The organism is Nostoc sp. DedQUE07, from assembly GCF_034530975.2.
Taxonomy (GTDB): domain Bacteria; phylum Cyanobacteriota; class Cyanobacteriia; order Cyanobacteriales; family Nostocaceae; genus Nostoc.
Genome location: NZ_JAVRCC020000037.1, coordinates 26,073 through 42,284, shown reverse-complemented (window position 1 = coordinate 42,284; position 16,212 = coordinate 26,073). Strand labels below are relative to the sequence as shown.

The following is a 16,212-nucleotide window of genomic DNA, read 5'->3' as shown; positions in this document are numbered from 1 at the left end:
GGATAAAACTTGATGCTAAAGCGAATCTATATTGATAACTTTCGTGGCTTAGGAAATTTTGAACTTAATTTTGACTCAATTAATTTGTTTATCGGTGAAAATGGTTCAGGTAAATCAACTGTTTTTGAGTTTTTGAGAAAAATTCAAGACTTTTTAACTATTTATTGTGATGTAGGAAAGGTTTTTCATTCTTCTGACTGTACACGCTGGCAGTCTTCACGAATTCAACGTTTTGAGTTAGAGATTTCTGGAAATGGTGGCGATTATAAATATGAACTTGCTATTGAACATCATATTCAACATAATTGTCATGTAAAATATGAGCGTCTCTATTTCAATAATAAGACTTTATTAAATATTGAAAACGGTAAGGGGAACCTGGCTAAAGACGATCATTCATATCTATCTGATTTTCCATTTTCTACCTCTCATTCTGCAATATTATTTTTTATAGAAAGTTCCAATACAAAACTGAAGTGGTTCAAAAATAGAATAGAACGTTTAATTATTGTACAAATTATTCCTAACTTTATACAAAATACTAGTCTACAAGAAGAAGTAAAATTAAATTGGAAAATGGATAATTTTGTTTCTTGGTATCGTTATATTAGTAATCAAAAAGATAAATTAGTCGAAATTACTAAGGTCTTAAAAATGTTGTTTAATGGATTTATAGGGTTTAAGTTTGAACAGATAAATGATGATTGCGTAATTTTAAAATTACAATTTTTAGATTATGAAAATAAAACACAAATTATTGATTATCCTTTAAGTGAATTATCTAATGGACAAAAAGCGCTTTTTGCTCTTTATACTTTGCTGTATTATACTGAATCTGAAGACTATACATTATGTATAGATGAACCAGAAAATTTTTTATTCTTATCAGCAATTCAGCCTTGGCTAATTGAACTATATGATTTTTGCAGTGAAGGAAAATTACAAGCTTTGCTAATTTCTCATCATCCTGAACTAATTGATTATCTTTTAGCATCATCTATAGGTTATTGGTTTGAACGTCAAAGTAATGCTTCTGTACGGGTGAAAAAAATTAGTAATGAAGTAGCGGAAAATACTGGATTAACCATTTCAGAACTAATTGCACGGGGATGGCTTTATGAGCCAACGTAGAGTACAGATTGTGATTCTCTGTGAGGATAGACAACAAGAAGTTTTTGCTCGTCATTTTTTGAAAAAGCTAGGGTTTATTTTAGATAGAAACGTCAGAATTAAAATCTGTCCAAAAGGGGCAGGAGAACAGTTTGTAAGAGCGCATTATACCCCAGAAGTGAAAGCATACCGTAGCAAAAATTATCGCGTAGGAATGCTTGTGGTTTTGATTGATGCGGATAAAAAAACGGTAGAGGAAAGGCTGAAGCAATTAGATGATGCACTGATAGAAGATTTACAGCAGATTCGCCAGTCTAAAGAAGCGATTGCAATATTTATCCCCAAAAGAAATATTGAAACTTGGATACATTATTTACAAGGTGAAACTGTTGATGAAGAAATAGAATATTCAAAATTAAACAAGGAGTCAGCTTGTAAACCCTACGTGGAAAACTTGGTAAATCAGTATTATCAAGGTTTGGATGAAAATGCACCGCCATCTCTCCAGGCGGCTTGTGAAGAGTTACAAAGAATTTTGCCGTTGTTGGAGTAAATCATGAACCCTGGTTGCTTAACTATTAAAGAACTTACTGATGCGGTTGGTGGAGGTTTAACTCCGCGGATGGTGCGCCATTACCATCAGTTGGGACTGCTGCCGCAACCAGTGCGATCGCCAAGCAATTACCGTCTCTATACCAAAAAAGATGTTCTCCGGTTGCAACGGATTGTCGCACTCAAACAGCAGGGGTTTCAGCTAAACCATATTCGCAATATTTTGGAAGTGGAACCAGAAGCCGACACAACGGTTAACCTCATGGGACAACTTCAGCAGCAATATCGCGCGGTGATGCAACAAATTTCTCAACTGCGACAAACTGCATCAGCATTAGAAGGATTATTGGGGCGCGATCGCCATTGTCAAATTATCCAGGCGGAAGTTTTGGCGCAACTGAAGTTACTTGATGTTGAAACCCAAGCTGGATTGGGGGGATTGGAAAATCTCTGGAGTGGTTTGGATGCCGAAATTCATAGCCACTCGGAAGCTTTTACTGAATCGCTACAACGCTTACTACCTGATTTGTCTCACCGTTCGGAAATTGAACAGCATTTAATTTCTCAGTTGGTTTTGGCTTGTGGCGATGTCAGTTTAGTATCGTTTGTGAAATTGAGTCGAGAGGCGATCGCCGCTAGTCGAGAAGCTTTATCTGCAAGTTGTCAAATTGTTGTCGATACCCAAACGGTTGCTGCTGCTTTAGATCAAACCCGATTACTTCACTTGGGATGCCGCACCGAAACCTTGATTGATAACCCCCATATTACCACCGCCACTGAAGCAGAACTCGCCTTTTGGCAGCATCGAGAATGGCGAACAAAATTGCTGCAAGTAAGTAATGGTTGTGTGTTGATAGTTGGTTATGCTCCCTCAGTACTTCTGGAAGCTTGTGAAGCGATAGCTAACCAAAAAATTCAGCCTGCATTAGTAATTGGAATGCCCATTGGCTTTAGTCATGCTCCCGCAGCCAAGCGACAACTGATGCAACAAGGGATACCTTTTATTACAGTTGAAGGGACTTTGGGAGGTGGTGCTTTAGCTGCAACTGCCCTAAATGCTTTGGTGGAGTCACTAATAGATAAGCCAGATTGTCATTGTTATCTCAAATAAGTGCTGAACAATAAGTATTCATTTAAGACAGTCTCAGTGAAACGAGTTTCAAAAGCCTTGCATGAAAAAGCACTCAACACTTAGCACATAGAACTCATAACTCAGCACTCATAACTCATAACTCATAACTCAGACTCAGCACTACTGAAAATAATATTGTTAAATAATATTGAATTTGCTACACTTTACCAGTTTTAGTAATTCAATAATTCATAATCGCGGTCATAAACTACCAACTTGTGTATGAGAGGATGTTTGAAAAGTCATGATTGATGTATTAAATATTTTTTACCCCACCCTAACCCTCCCCTTGTAAAGGGGAGGGAACTGGATTTTTGGTTTACCCCCAATGTATCGGGGGATTAAGGGGGGTAATTTTAATCACAGCCAACCACTTTTCAAACAACCTCTAAGTTGCAATATAACTTAGAAGAATTTATAGTAAACAGACTTTGGCAATTAGAGTATAAATTATCATGCTATCCAAGCTAGAGCGAAGTATAAATCAGCATAAGTGCTTTGAAGTAATTAGAACTAAAGATAACTCAGATGTATAATTAGCCCGTCTCCTCCATAATCTTTATAAAGATCGCGATTTAGGACTGGCAGGCTTTCTATTTTTTACTTTAATTAAGGGGCTTATGTGGCAACAAGAAAAAAAAGATACTTTGATAGTCAGACTGTTATTATGGGTTGCCTTAGCTACAACCCCGATGGCAGCATCTCTGGTGGTATCAGCTCCGATGCTGGCACAATCTACACCTGAAGCTACCTCTTCGCCACTGCCACAAACAGTGCAGAATGAACCGATAGTGCGGATTGACGGTTCCAGTAGCTTGAGTGCAATCAACCAAAGCCTGAAAGAAAGTTTTGAAAAACAGTTTGTCGGTAAAAAGGTTGAAGTTGCTGCTAACGGCACTGAGAAAGCGCTGAAAGACTTGCTAGATGGCAAAATCGATATAGTCGCAATGGGGCGCGGGTTAACGCCAGCAGAAAAAGCTCAAGGACTAGAGCAAGTTCGTTTGCAGCGTGAGAAGATTGCGATCGTGGTTGGTGCAGAGAATCCTTTCAAAGGAAGCTTGACTAGTAGGCAATTCGCCCGGATTTTTCGGGGACAAATTACAAATTGGTCACAACTGGGAGGGCCTTCAGCCAAGATTCGGTTCATCGATCGCCCGAACACGAGTGAAACTCGCAATACTTTTCGTACTTATCCAGCCTTCAAAACTGCTGAATTTGCTACAGGTGCTAATGCTACCCAAGTAAGTGACGATAATACCGCAGAAATCATCAAACAACTGGGCAAAGACGGTATCAGCTATGTGTTAGCTAATCAGGTATCGAAGTTGAAAGATGTGCGAGTTCTGCAATTACATCAAGCCTTGCCAGCTGATGCGAGATATCCCTTCTCGCAACCTTTAGTTTACGTTTACAAAAAAGATCAGAGTTTAACCACAGTAGATTTTCTTGGCTTTACCCTAGCACCCGCAGGACAGCAGGCTATAGAAAAAGGTAGAACTGCCGAAGCCGAGGCGATCGCAGCCAGCGTCTTACAACCTGTTGCAGCTGCTCCAGGTGTCCAAACGACACCAGCACCTACGCCTTCCCCTAGTGCCACTAGTTCTGCATTTGGCGAACAGCCCTTTGTAGCTGCACCTACACAAAGCGCTCCAATTGTAAATAAAGAAACACCATTGTGGTTGCTGCTACCTGTCTTTTTTATAACTGTAGGTGGCTCTGTACTATGGTGGATTCTCAAAAAACCCCCATTGCCCCCTGAGGAAACAGACAATTTACCAGAATCAAATCCTCATCCACCCAATGGAGAAACGGCGGCGCTCGATGCTGGCACAGTTTCCTCCCTGAATGGAACGACGCTGGAGGAACAAGCAGTACCGGACTTTCAAGAGCAAGAAAACCCCGATCGCACTCCTTTCAACATCTACGCTCAAACACAATCCGATCTGGATCAAAATGCTACTCAGCAGACAGCAAATTTAGTCCAAGAGACAAGTAATGGTACTTCTAACCTCTATGAAGGTGCGACATCGAGCGTAGCGAATGGCTCAGAAAATAACAATTTGGGAGCCGCAGCTTTAGGTGGTGCGGCTATAGCAACAGGTATCGGGGCGGCTACCTGGTCTACCTTTAACAACAAAGAAAGAGAACCAAATGCAACTGATGAGACATCCGAACTAAATAATTATACGGAGACATACACTCCTGAGTCTGATGAAATTGCATGGGATATAGAAGCTCCGGCGGCTGTAGTAAATACTTCATATCCTTACCCAGGTAATATTCCAGAAGAGTTGTCTGATGTGGAACTGCCTTCATCTGAGGTGACAGCCCCACTCCCGGAATTACCAGATGTGCCACAAGCATCATCTGATTTTGGATACTGGGACACAGCAATTAGTGAAGATCGGGCAGACGAGGAACTTCAGGCAGAATTGAACTGGCTAGAGAGTATCACCTCAACTGAGGATACAGCCTCAGTTGATGAATTGCCTTTAGTGGAATCTGACGAAACGACAGCCGATGTGGAAGCATCAGAGACAGATACATCTTCACTGCTCGATTTACCGGAATTTCCAGAAGATGTATTGAGTAAAGATGCATTGAATGTGGTAGCGGACGCAGCCGAACCCACTTTAAGTTGGCCAGAGTCAGAACTTCCTGCCGAGCCGACTGTTGAAGAAGCTAACTCCACAGATTTGGGCGCAGCCGCAGCTTTAGCAGCAGGCGCGGGAGTTGGCGCTTGGGCTAGCACTTTCGGAGCGGATGCTCCAAATGAGACGATCGCAGCCGAAACAGCTAGTGGTTTGGTTGATGCTGATGAAGAAAGTAGTATTGTGCTCACACCGCATACTTATACATCGGCTCATGTCTCTTGGGAGATTTCCCCAGCCAAGAAAGCAGAACTGTGGCAACAAGGCGGTACTCAATTGGCAGTGCGGCTGTATGATGTGACTGGCATTGATTTGAGTTATCAAACTCCGCAGCTGGTGAAGCAGTATGAATGTGCAGAGACAGCACACGATCGCGTTGTCGAAATTCCCCAGAGCGATCGCGACTACATAGCTGAAATTGGCTATCTCGCTTATGGCGAACACTGGTTACTCATCGCCCGTTCTGCAATTGTTCGTGTCTTCAGTCCTGTAAATCCAGAACCCATAGTTGATGATCTGGCAATGGCAGGCGAAACAGCTATTGGTTTGGTAGATACTCAAGAAGAAAGCAGTATTGTCCTCACACCAGATACTGATGGATCGGCTCATGTCGCTTGGAAGATTCCCGAAGCCAAGAAAGCAGCCCTGCGGCAACAAGGCGGCTCTCAATTAATCGTGCGACTGTATGATGTAACTGGCATTGACTTGAGTTATCAAACTCCGCAGCTGGTAAAGCTGTATGAATCTGAAGAAACAGAAAACGACGGATTGGTGGACATTCCCCAGAGCGATCGCGACTACATAGCTGAAATTGGCTATCTTGCTGATGGCGATCGTTGGTTATTCATCGCCCGTTCTGCGATCCTTCATGTCTTCGGCCCTGTGAATCCAGATCCCGTAGTTGATGATGTCGCAATCGCTGATAAAACAGATGTTGATTTGGTAGATGTCGAAGAAGAAAGCAGTATTGTCCTCACACCCCGCACTTTCCAATGGGCTGAAGTCTCTTGGGAGATTTCCGAAGCTAAAAAAGCAGCACTGAGACAACAGGGCGGCTCTCAATTGGTAGTGCGACTGTATGATGTGACTGGCATTGATTTGAGTTATCAAACTCCGCACCTGTTACAGCAGTATGAATGTGAAGAGACAGCACACGATCGCTTTGTAGAAATTCCCATCAGCGATCGCGATTACATAGCTGAAATTGGCTATGTCGCTGATGGCGGTCGCTGGTTATTCATTGCCCGTTCTGCGATCGTTCGTGTCTTTAGTCCAGTGCCCACAGAGCCGACAACAGATTCCACTGTTGAAAATGTTGTACCATTAGTCAGCGAAACCGCTATTGGCTCGGCAAATGTAGAAGCAGAAACTACCCCAGAAGAAAGTAGTATTGTCCTCACACCCCGCACTCCCAAGTGGGCTTATGTCTCTTGGCACATTTCCAAAGCTCAGTCTGAAGCACTACAACAACAGGGCGGTTCTCAATTAGCAGTGCGGCTCTATGATGTGACTGGCATTGACTTGAGTTATCAAAGTCCTCAACTTGTCCAGCAGTATGAATCTGAAGAAGTAGCACGCGATCGCTTTGTGGCGATTCCGGTCAGCGATCGCGATTACATGGTTGAAATTGGCTATATTGCTGATGGCGAACGCTGGTTACTCATCGCCCGTTCCGCTAACGTCCGGGTTTTCAGTCGTCCCCACGGAGATTTTTGGTTCGTGGCTGATGCTGAGTTAATTATTCACGGAGCAACTCAACCAAATACCAACGTAAACATTGGCGGTCATGCCATCAAAATCAAACCTGATGGTACTTTCCACCTACGTCTTCCCTTTTCAGATGGTTTAATGGACTATCTCATAACGGTAGCTGCTGATGGGGAATCCACAAGAACTATTCATAAGAAGTTCTCTCAGGAAACTTCCGAAAGCTAATAAGCTAAACCACATCTAGTTTGCATAATCTGAAATTGTACATTTATTGTGGGGTGGGCGTCTCGCCCGCCCAATATATGCAAGTTAAATGTGGAACAGTTTATTACCTTGAGTTATCTCCTCTAACCCGAATGGCACTAACAAAAGCCCAAAAGCTTATGTCGTCTTGTTCCCAGCCTCTAGGCTGGGAATGTATCTAAAGTGGGCTTTCTGCCTCTTGTCAAGCTACTAGAGGCGGAGTCTCACAGAATGGGTTAAGAGCCTAGAGGCTCTTAACCAGTTAGAGCAAGGGCTGTATATTTATTAGTGCCATTCTCCTCTAAACCAATTCTCCCTTTTCAGGGGTGTAGGAAGGGGGGATTTTATTATGCCAACTTTCGTTTTCATCCCTGTTAGGGGAAATGATTATAATACGATTCGATTAAGGTTTTTTGATGAAAATTATAGATCGCAAAAATGTGATAAATCATCACAAAGACACGATTCATCGCGTATTGTAGAGACGGCGATTCATCGCGTCTGTATATCAAAACGGCGATTCATCGCGTCTGTATGTCAAAACGGCGATTCATCGCGTCTTTTGCTCTAGAAAAATTTCTTGAGCTAGACATTTCCTAAATGCTAACGTCTACAGGTGACACAGGATTTGGAGCGTTTTTTTAACTATGAAACATAGACATAAAGTAGCTTTTAGCTTAACATCGCTGATTGGTCTTAATTTAATCTCTAGTTTAGTTGTATTTGATGAGGCGATCGCTGCACCACCAAGAACCCCAGACAAAAGTGTAAATTGTGAGATTTTAGTTGTGGGTGGTGGACTTTCTGGTGTAGCCACAGCTTACGAGGGTTTGCTAGCAGGGCGAACAGTTTGTCTGACGGAAATTACTGACTGGCTGGGAGGACAAATTTCTGCTCAAGGAACATCTGCGTTAGACGAACGCCCAACTCAACGAGCTTTAAAATTCTATTCTCGCGGCTATCTGGAATTACGAAATCGGATTGGACGTAAATACGGTAAGCTTAACCCAGGTGACTGCTGGGTAAGTGAATCGTGTTTTCTTCCGCATGATGCTCACGCCATTTTGACCCAGATGCTTAAAGATGCCGAAAAGCAGGGCAAAGGAAAATTGCAATGGTTTCCCAACACAGTAATTAAGGATTTGGAAATCGCTGCTGATGGCAAAATAATTAATAGTGCGATCGCAATTCAACATCAACCACCAAAAGGCGCACCACCTCTCAATACTTTTACGTTATCTCAAAGTATTGAAGATTCTTATAGCTACGAAAACTCGTCTCGGTTTACCAAAACGATTGTCCGTTTCATCCCCAAAGTAGTGAAAGAGGATGCTCCTAAATGGTATGTCGTAGACGCTAGCGAAACCGGAGAAATTATCGCCCTTGCTGATGTTCCCTACCGATTAGGTATTGATGCTCGTTCTTACCTAGAACCTTCTGCTTCCAGCGCTAATAATGATCCCTATTGCCCTCAAGGTTTTACCTACACCTTTGCAATGGAGTCCACCAAAGAACCGCAACCGCAGACAATGCCTGCATTTTATCCCCAATATGCGCCATATTTCAGCTATGAATTAACGCGACTGGCTAGCTTTGATTTAGTTTTTACCTATCGTCGCATTTGGAGTCCAAACAAAGGGAAACCAGCAAAATTCGGCGGTGTCAGTTTTGATGCTCCTACACCAGGGGATATCTCCATGCAAAACTGGACTTGGGGTAACGACTACCGCCCCGGAACAGCCCAGGATAACCTAATTTATACCCGCCAACAATTACAAAGTACCGGACAGTTAGAACCAGGGGGTTGGATGGGAGGACTGCGGACAGAAACTCTCCGCAAGGCTGAGGAAAATGCTTTATCTTTTTATTACTGGCTGGTAGCTGGGACTACAGATTCTCAATTAGGAGATGGTGTCAAGAAGCCGCAAACTAATAACCGCTTTGTTTCTGGTTTAAATTCCCCAATGGGGACAGCGCATGGTTTATCAAAATATCCCTATATGCGAGAAGGACGGCGCATCATTGGCCGCCCCAGTTGGGGACAAGCCGAAGGCTTTGGGATTGGGGAAATTGATATTTCCCGCCGAGATTATAACGATGAGTATTACTCCAAGACTCTGCCAGCAGATATGTATCGTCGGCTACGAGCAGCAGTTGCAGGTTTAGAAGCAATATCAGTAATTGACGGTAAAATTCCACCAGACAAAGCAATGCGACGGACTCGTTCTACCATTTTCCCCGATGCTGTGGGTATTGGTCACTACGCCATAGATTTCCATCCTTGCATGGTGAATAGTCCCGCAGAAGCCCCTGGAAACACAGAACGTCCCGGCGAAAGACGTGGCGCAGGTCAAGCTTACCCCTTCCAAATTGCTTTGAGGGCAATGATTCCCCAGAAAATTGATAATTTGCTCGTAGGTGGCAAAAGTATTGCAACTAGTCATATTGCTGCTGCTGCCTATCGAGTACACTCATTTGAATGGTCGGCCGGCGCAGCTGCGGGAACTGTAGCTAGTTTTGCACTCAAAAATGCGATCGCACCTTACCAACTAGTTGATGATTTACCTAAACAAGAGCCACAACTAGAAGCACTCAAACGGCTTTTGCAACAAAATGGCAATCCTACAGCCTTCCCAGATACATCTATTTTTAACGAAAACTGGGATAATTGGAAATAGATTGTCATTTGTCATTGGTCATTGGTCATTGGGCATTGGGCATTGGGCATTGGGCATTGGGCATTGGTCATTGGTCATTTGTCATTGGTCATTGGTCATATCAAGTCCGGTTAATTACTTATTACCGAATCTGTGCAAAACAAAAGCCTCTTCCCCCAGCAAGAACTGCGGTATAAATGATAAGTCCTTAGCCGGACACGATATCATTGGTCATTGATTAAAGACAAAGGACAAATGACAAATGACAAATGACAACGGACAAATGACAACAGACTACTAAACAATAAACTAAACTAATTACTTGTAGTGTAGTTTTGTAAAATTATCTTGACCAATTGTTTTATGGTTATGACACTTTCAGCAGATGTTTACGGGATGTCCACAGCACCAACTATAGCTCCTGAACGGTCTAATCAAGTTATCCGTAAGACTTATCCAAATTACAAAGTGATTGTATTAAACGATGATTTTAATACATTCCAACATGTGTCTGAATGTTTGATGAAATATATTCCGGGAATGACTGGCGATCGCGCGTGGGATCTGACTAATCAGGTACACTATGAAGGTCAAGCGATCGTCTGGGTCGGGCCCCAAGAACCTGCGGAACTCTATCACCAGCAACTGCGCCGAGCAGGTTTGACAATGGCACCTCTAGAAGCAGCTTAATTATTATGGGCAAACCCTCCGTAGATCCCCTGCGCACAGCTTCACAAAAAGCTGCCAGACTGGTATGGAATCACTCAACACACCTTTCTGGTCTTATCCCCATTTTAGAACGTCTTTGTCAGCAGGATGGTATCCAAACTGTGACGCCGGGAGTGATTGGGCGGTCAAAAGGTCACTGTCCAAAAATGCAATTACGCGTCTCAGTACCTATTCGCGGCGGCTATAAAGTCATTGCGCGGCAGGGGAAAACGGTACAAGAGGTCTTTATTTTAACAACTTTGTCCCAAGATCAACTAGAAGCTGCATTAGCGATCGCTATGAGATGTTAATCATACCCAATGCCCCATGCCCCATGCCCCATACCCAATAACTATTCCTCAACTCGATGTACTGCAAATTTGTGTAGTGGTAGACTAACAATACAAGAAAAAGTTAAGAAATATGACAGAGCCGTAGTTATTTTCAAAGTCATGACTACAGATTCCCAGCCAGGTAAAACTATTTTTTCGATGCCAAAAGCTACACAGTAAACTAGCCAGTAACTAAAGCTCATTCTAAACAGAATTCGCTCTGTTTCTTCCATCTCATTTGTTTGCTGCTTACCATCCCACAGTAACAACAGTCCAATAATGCAAGCGACAAAGGAAACAGCAACTACAGATTCGTGACAAAATATATTTAACGAATGCATTTGTGTTTATTCCTACATTTTTTCAATTGAAACTCAGTCTAAAGGAATATTCCTTGCAGATATACAAATTATTTACAAACCTCAATAGAATAAAAACTGCTGAGTGAAAAATCTAACTTGCAACTCAGCACTCGTAACTCGATTAACCTGCAACCCTAGTTGCCAAAATTGAAGCATTTGCAACAATTGCTCTTTCATGTATAAGAAAGGTTTAAGTCTTTCTAAGAAATATATAAGCAATTGCTGGAAAGGTTTAATACTTTGCAACAATCGTTCCTTCATATATAAGAAAGGTTTAAGTATTTCCAAGAAATATATAAGCAATTTCTGGAAAGGTTTAATACTTTGCAACAATTATTCCTCCATATATAAGAAAGGTTTAAATGATTGCAGCAATTGTTGTAATTAACTTATAAGTTAATTTTACTTAAAAAATCAATCAAAATCTTTTAAGTAAAATTAACCGCCCTCATCCCCCAACCCCTTCTCCCAAATTGGGAGAAGGGGAGCGAATTTCAAAGTCCCTCTCCCAAATTGGGCTACGGTGTACGCACAAGTTATGGAATCACTACCAGTCCTTGAATTACCCCACCCTAACCCTCCCCTTGTAAAGGGGAGGGAACTAGATTTTCTTGTTTCCCCCCTTTACAAGGGGGGATTAAGGGGGGTAAATCCAGGGTTTAGGCTTCATTACCAAGATATGTGTACACCGTAGCCAATACATCGGGGGGATTAAGGGGGGTAAATCCAGGGTTTATGCTTCATTACCAAGATATGTGTACACCGTAGCCCAATTTATAAGAGACATTTAGGGCGAAGGCTTTTGATAAACATAATTTTGAGCCACTTTCCAATAGCGCGAGAACCGTTTCAAGTCAATATAGCCGTCATAGCCAAAAAACGGTTCTACCTCTAACACTTCCACTGCTATAGAACGCTCCATTTGATTACAGATATCATCAAATCGGGGACTGGGACTATTGGCTGTGACAACTAAATTAGCATCATGTTCTTGAGCAAAAGCTAAAATTTCTTGTGCTACATTGCCACGGCGAATAACAACAGGTAACTGTAGCAAACATTCGTAGATAAAAGTCAGACGTTTAAGACTCAATTGCCATTCTTCTATCAAAGCCTCGTCCCAAACCCAGATAGCTGGAACATCCGGGTATTTGTGTAATGCGGGATTATTTGGACTGAGGCAATCTCCATGTACCCAAACAATTGGTTTAGTCATTTGTCATTTGTCATTTGTTATGGGGCATTGGGCATTGGGCATTGGGGATTGGGCATTGGGCGTTAGGAGTGCTGAGTTAAGAGTTAAGAGTTAAGAGTTAGGAGTTTTGTTTATCCCTTTGTCCCCTCATCTCCCTCATCTCCCCTGCTCCCCTGCTCTCCTGCTCCTCTTCCCTTTTTTATCACGCTGCCAACTTTGGCTATTAGGTTGTTTGCTAAATTCGCCTTTGGGAAAAAGTCGCTGTTCTAATTCTTCATAACTGCCTTCAAAATCACAATGACCGTAAAGGGGACATTTCTCGCAATAAATGCCTTTGGTGTAGCGTTCTAAGTTTTCACGGTTGAAAAAATACGGTTTCTGACTAAAGGTGCTAGCAACCCACTGCCATGACATATTATTACTAGCAGGATCTCCATCTAAAAGATGCTCAAGAAACCATTTGGCTCCAGCTTGCCAACGAATACGCCGCCAATGAACAATATAAGCAGCTAGCCACATTCGGGCGTGGTTATGTAGATAACCAATTTCTCTCAAATCATGACTGAAACTGTCAATGCAAACTCTGCCTGTAATTCCTTCTCTGATATCTTGCGGCAATTCGGGCGCATATTCGCCCACAGTATAACCAGTTTTGTACTCTTCCTGGTCTTTCCAGATTTCATCCCCCAACTTCATATACAACCGTTGCCAGTAGTCGCGCCAACCTAATTCGTTAATTAGTTTCGTAGCATCCTCTTGGTGCTGTACGTGATTGAGGACATAATCTCGAATTTCTCGCAAACTCAAAACGCCATAGCGGATGTAAGGCGAAAGACGTGTGATAGCACCTGCGAAAAAATTACGTGTTTGGGCGTAGCGAAGGGGGTCGATTTTTTGCAGCGCTGTTTCTGCCGCTTGGCGTCCCCCCACAGTTTCGCTGATGTGGTTATCGCGTTCTGCTGCACCTGGGAATTGTTCGCGCAGGTAGGCTACCAATTCATCGCGGTTGGTAAATTCGCGTTGCATATCTTTAGGCATTATCAGCAAATTATGAATGGTTACGTGCGTAGGCGATCGCTCAATATATGTACAATTCTAAAGCGATATCCACGACGAGTTACGCTTACGCAATCTCTCACATCCCATCATGAGCAACATTCCCCAAGTTGGACAACCAGCGCCAGATTTCTCCACTCCTGACCAAAATGGCAATTTAGTCACTCTCGACGACCTCAGCAGTCAGTGGGTTGTCCTCTACTTCTACCCCAAAGATGATACACCGGGCTGTACCACCGAAGCGAAAGATTTCAGCGAGTTGTATCAAGATTTCAGCGCACTGGGAGCGAAAATTTTAGGTGTAAGTCCAGATTTGGGTAAATCCCATTGTAAATTTATCAGCAAACATAACTTGGCGATCGCCCTTTTAAGTGACCCAGAACATCTTTTAATCGAAGCCTACGGCGCTTGGCGATTGAAAAAATTTATGGGTAAAGAATATATGGGTGTTGCTCGGTCAACTTTTCTAATTTCACCGGATAAAATTATTGTCTATACTTGGCCCAACGTAAAAACCAAAGGTCATGCTCAAGCAGTTTTAACTAAATTGCGAGAATTAGCAGCCACGTAAAATTCCAAGTGAGTCAAATTGGTCAAATCAATGTGGAAACCAGTAACGTTATCATCAAAGTAACAACTCAAACTGTTAGATAGTAGTATATTCAGTTGAATAATATTATGGTTAAAGCCATTCCAGCGCATAATGTCAGCCTTGCTGATTTAGAAGCAAAGTTTGGTCTGCAACAAGCTGAAAATGAAGATTGTTTTACAGAGTGGTTTGACACTCTCCCAGAAATCACAGATATAGAAAAGCAATATCTAGACAGGGTGAAAACTAATTTTATGAGATTGGTAAAACACCCACCGCTTTTAGAAAGTGCAGTTAAGATGATAGTGCTATCTCCTTTATTAGACTTGGCAGGATTCTATCAAGAGCCATTTTTTATCGCTACTGAAGAATCTATTGAAATTGCCTTGGAAGATGAATAAGAAATTATTAGAGGACGTATTGATGTTCTAGTTATTCAAGAAAAGTTGTGGTTGTTAGTCATTGAATCTAAAAGGTCTAGCTTTTCTCTTTTAGAAGCCGTACCTCAAGCACTTGTTTATATGTTGGCTAATCCTAATCAAGACAAACCTGCTTTTGGATTAGTAACAAATGGTAGTCATTTCATTTTTATAAAACTGACTAAACAAAATATACCAAAGTATGCATTGTCTGATGAGTTTACGCTGTTGAGGAGAAAAAATGAACTGTATCAAGTTCTAAGCGTATTAAAAAATTTGAGTCAAAGTTTGAGTTAATAATTATGTCGATTCGTTCTATATACATTGATTCCCACGCTACTACACCCGTAGATGAACGAGTATTAGCAGCAATGATTCCCTACTTCACAGAAAAATTTGGCAACCCAGCAAGTATTAGTCATGTTTATGGTTGGGAAGCAGAAGCTGCTGTGAAGCAAACGCGAGAAATTTTAGCAGCAGCAATCAACGCCACACCAGAAGAAATTGTGTTTACAAGTGGTGCAACAGAAGCAAATAATTTAGCGATTCAAGGTGTTGCTGAAGCTTATTTTAAAAAAGGTCAGCATATTATTACTGTTGCCACTGAACATAGTGCAGTAATCGATCCTTGTAATTATTTAAAAAGTCTTGGTTTTGAAATTACTATTCTCCCTGTCCAAAAAGATGGATTGATTGATTTAATTGAGTTAAAAAAAGCTTTCCGTCCTGAAACGATTTTAGTCTCGGTGATGGCTGCAAATAATGAAATTGGCGTGTTACAGCCTTTGGCAGAAATTGGGGAAATGTGCCATGAACACCAAATCATTTTCCACACCGATGCCGCCCAAGCTATTGGTAAAATTCCCTTAGATGTGCAAGCGATGAAAATTGACTTAATGTCGCTAACAGCACATAAAGTATATGGCCCCAAAGGCATTGGAGCGCTATACGTTCGCAGACGCAACCCCAGAGTGCAACTGGCTCCCCAGCAGCACGGCGGCGGACATGAGCGGGGAATGCGTTCTGGTACATTGTATACACCGCAAATTGTCGGCTTTGGCAAAGCTGTAGAAATCGCTTTGGCTGAACAACCGACAGAAACCCAACGTCTCACCCAGTTAAGACAAAAATTATGGGAACAGCTATCGCAAGTTGAAGGAATTCATCTCAACGGACATCTTCAACAGCGATTGGCGGGAAACTTGAGTATCAGTGTTGAGGGAGTGGATGGAGCCGCGCTTTTGCTAGGATTGCAGCCAGTAATGGCAGTTTCTTCTGGTTCAGCTTGCTCGTCGGCAAATACTGCTCCTTCCCATGTTCTCACAGCCTTGGGACACCCTCAACAGCTAGCTTATGCCTCCGTGCGGTTTGGCATTGGCAGGTTTAATACAGAAGAGGAAATTGATATTGTGGCAAAACATGCGATCGCTACCATTCAAAGTTTACAAAATAAACGGTAAGCATAAAAGCCAGCAATATCTCTTCTTTAGACAATC

At 42.2% G+C, this 16,212-nt stretch carries 13 protein-coding genes and 1 pseudogene; 11 read left to right on the top strand and 3 right to left on the bottom strand.

Annotated elements, in window-relative coordinates; all coding sequences use genetic code 11:
• Nucleotides 1-12 precede the first annotated feature (12 nt).
• The 8 genes from RMZ95_RS24095 (at nt 13) to RMZ95_RS24060 (ending at nt 11,074) form a co-directional block, all read left to right on the top strand.
• Complete coding sequence (locus tag RMZ95_RS24095; protein ID WP_322683332.1) at nt 13-1,131, top strand: AAA family ATPase; 1,119 nt, start codon at nt 13-15, stop codon at nt 1,129-1,131.
• Complete coding sequence (locus tag RMZ95_RS24090; RefSeq protein ID WP_322683331.1) at nt 1,118-1,663, top strand: hypothetical protein; 546 nt, start codon at nt 1,118-1,120, stop codon at nt 1,661-1,663. Before RMZ95_RS24095 ends, RMZ95_RS24090 begins: the two co-directional genes overlap by 14 nt.
• Nucleotides 1,664-1,666: 3 nt before the next feature.
• Nucleotides 1,667-2,773, top strand: coding sequence for a precorrin-8X methylmutase (locus RMZ95_RS24085; RefSeq protein ID WP_322683330.1), 1,107 nt, complete (start codon nt 1,667-1,669; stop codon nt 2,771-2,773).
• 641 nt (nt 2,774-3,414) lie between these two features.
• Complete coding sequence (locus RMZ95_RS24080; protein ID WP_322683329.1) at nt 3,415-7,380, top strand: DUF4912 domain-containing protein; 3,966 nt, start codon at nt 3,415-3,417, stop codon at nt 7,378-7,380.
• A gap of 665 nt (nt 7,381-8,045) precedes the next feature.
• Entirely contained in the window at nt 8,046-10,076 is a 2,031-nt protein-coding gene (locus RMZ95_RS24075) for an FAD-dependent oxidoreductase (protein ID WP_322683328.1), read from the top strand.
• Entirely contained in the window at nt 10,067-10,252 is a 186-nt protein-coding gene (locus RMZ95_RS24070) for a hypothetical protein (protein WP_322683327.1), read from the top strand. The genes RMZ95_RS24075 and RMZ95_RS24070 overlap by 10 nt, the downstream gene beginning before the upstream one ends.
• 166 nt (nt 10,253-10,418) lie before the next feature.
• Nucleotides 10,419-10,745, top strand: coding sequence for an ATP-dependent Clp protease adapter ClpS (gene clpS, locus RMZ95_RS24065; protein ID WP_322673636.1), 327 nt, complete (start codon nt 10,419-10,421; stop codon nt 10,743-10,745).
• Between the two features lie 5 nt (nt 10,746-10,750).
• A complete protein-coding gene (locus RMZ95_RS24060) occupies nt 10,751-11,074 on the top strand; it encodes a DUF2103 domain-containing protein (RefSeq protein WP_322683326.1) in 324 nt (107 codons plus the stop codon).
• A gap of 41 nt (nt 11,075-11,115) precedes the next feature.
• Here the strand turns inward: RMZ95_RS24060 and RMZ95_RS24055 are convergent, their stop codons facing one another.
• The 3 genes from RMZ95_RS24055 to RMZ95_RS24045 all read right to left on the bottom strand — a co-directional run bounded on the left by RMZ95_RS24055 (nt 11,116) and on the right by RMZ95_RS24045 (nt 13,690).
• Nucleotides 11,116-11,436, bottom strand: coding sequence for a hypothetical protein (locus RMZ95_RS24055; RefSeq protein ID WP_322673634.1), 321 nt, complete (start codon nt 11,434-11,436; stop codon nt 11,116-11,118).
• 808 nt (nt 11,437-12,244) lie between these two features.
• The gene (locus RMZ95_RS24050; protein ID WP_322683325.1) at nt 12,245-12,673 is read right to left on the bottom strand and encodes a hypothetical protein; all 429 of its coding nucleotides are present in this window, start codon (nt 12,671-12,673) and stop codon (nt 12,245-12,247) included.
• Nucleotides 12,674-12,808: 135 nt separating this feature from the next.
• The gene (locus RMZ95_RS24045; RefSeq protein WP_322683324.1) at nt 12,809-13,690 is read right to left on the bottom strand and encodes an FAD-binding domain-containing protein; all 882 of its coding nucleotides are present in this window, start codon (nt 13,688-13,690) and stop codon (nt 12,809-12,811) included.
• 109 nt (nt 13,691-13,799) lie between these two features.
• On the opposite strand from RMZ95_RS24045, the gene bcp reads away from it, so the two are divergent.
• From bcp to RMZ95_RS24030, 3 genes and pseudogenes are all read left to right on the top strand, one after another.
• Nucleotides 13,800-14,279, top strand: coding sequence for a thioredoxin-dependent thiol peroxidase (gene bcp, locus RMZ95_RS24040; RefSeq protein WP_322683323.1), 480 nt, complete (start codon nt 13,800-13,802; stop codon nt 14,277-14,279).
• 107 nt (nt 14,280-14,386) lie between these two features.
• Nucleotides 14,387-15,013, top strand: a pseudogene (locus tag RMZ95_RS24035) (type I restriction endonuclease).
• Nucleotides 15,014-15,018: 5 nt separating this feature from the next.
• Nucleotides 15,019-16,176, top strand: coding sequence for an IscS subfamily cysteine desulfurase (locus RMZ95_RS24030; RefSeq protein ID WP_322683322.1), 1,158 nt, complete (start codon nt 15,019-15,021; stop codon nt 16,174-16,176).
• Nucleotides 16,177-16,212: the final 36 nt, after the last annotated feature.